The sequence below is a fragment of the Rhodococcus gordoniae genome, assembly GCF_001646655.1.
Classification (GTDB): domain Bacteria; phylum Actinomycetota; class Actinomycetes; order Mycobacteriales; family Mycobacteriaceae; genus Rhodococcus; species Rhodococcus gordoniae.
Window position 1 is genome coordinate 1 of the sequence record NZ_LPZN01000108.1, and the last position, 1,205, is coordinate 1,205.

Genomic DNA, 1,205 nt, shown 5'->3' on the forward strand with positions numbered 1-1,205 from the left:
TCGTGGCCGTCACACCGCTGTCGGCGACCAGCGGTGCGACGGCCACGATGTCGGCGTGGCACACGTCGTCCAGGCCGGCCTCGGCGAGGACGGCGGCGGGATTGCTGCAGTACCGGGCGAGTTCGTTCTCGTCGCGGAACAGGCTGAGAATGAAGTCGAGTACGGCGTTGGTGGCCATCGCGTGTCTCCTGAGTCGTCGGGATCTACGAACGAAGCTACGAAACCGACGGTCACGGGCACAGGGGGTGCAGCCCCCTGTCTGTCGCCGGCCGTTAGGGGATCCGGGTCCGGGGGTACCGGGGGTGTTAGGGGATCATCCCCCCGATCGGGCCGGCGGACGGCGTGGGAGCTAACGGGTCCCGCGGTGGGAACGACAGGCTCATCGAGACCGAACGGTGGAACGAGATCGCGGACCGACGTCCGCCCTGAACCCTGGAGCGTGCATGTACACAGGACTCGGCGTCATGATCGGGACGGCCAACTCGGTGGCTGTCACCGTGCTCGACCAGCCGGGAGCCGGTGATCCCGGTGTCCTGTCGACCCCCACCGAACTCCATCTCCCCGCCGAGGGTGCCCCCGCCCTCGGTGCCGGAGCCCCTGCTCCCGGCACGCAGGTGTTCTCCGGCTACGCCTCGCGGGTCGGCGATCCGGTCGGCATCCTCGCCGAGGACGGCTCCACCTACCTGGGTGAAGATCTCGTCGCGACGACCGTGGGCTGCCTGCAGCACCGCACGGGCACTACCGAGGTGCCGACGATGCTGGCGCATCCCGCCACGTGGTCGGCTCACACCGTCGAGGCCCTGTGCGCCGCGCTCGTCCGGGCGGGCATCACTGCACGGACGATCCCCGAACCGATCGCGGCCGTGCGCTGGCTCGACGCGACCCACGGACCGCTCGGCGACGACGTGACGGTGGTCTACGACCTCGGTGCGCGCAGCCTCGACGTCGCCGTCGTGCAGGGTGGGGCGCAGCCGAGGCTGTTGGGCCGTCCCCTGAGCAGCGACGACGTCTCCGGCGACCACTTCGATCATCTCGTCACGACCTATCTGCTGGGAACCCTCGGCGAGGACGCTGCCGGTCTCGACCCGTTCGATTCCGCGACCGTCACGGCACTGGCGGACTTCCGTGCCCGGTGCCGTACGGCGAAGGAGGCCCTGTCCAGCGACACCGAGACGGTGGTGCCGCTCGCGCTGCCCGGCCTGCAC

Annotated in this window: 2 protein-coding genes; one reads left to right on the plus strand and one right to left on the minus strand. The window is 70.1% G+C overall.

Features of this window, described 5'->3' with window-relative positions; genetic code table 11:
- A partial coding sequence (locus A8G18_RS23165) for an IniB N-terminal domain-containing protein (protein ID WP_167352123.1) occupies positions 1–178 on the minus strand: 178 nt, incomplete at its 3' end.
- A gap of 265 nt (positions 179–443) precedes the next feature.
- On the opposite strand from A8G18_RS23165, the gene A8G18_RS22190 reads away from it, so the two are divergent.
- Positions 444–1,205: Hsp70 family protein (locus A8G18_RS22190; RefSeq protein ID WP_245208015.1), on the plus strand; the 762-nt coding region annotated here is incomplete at its 3' end.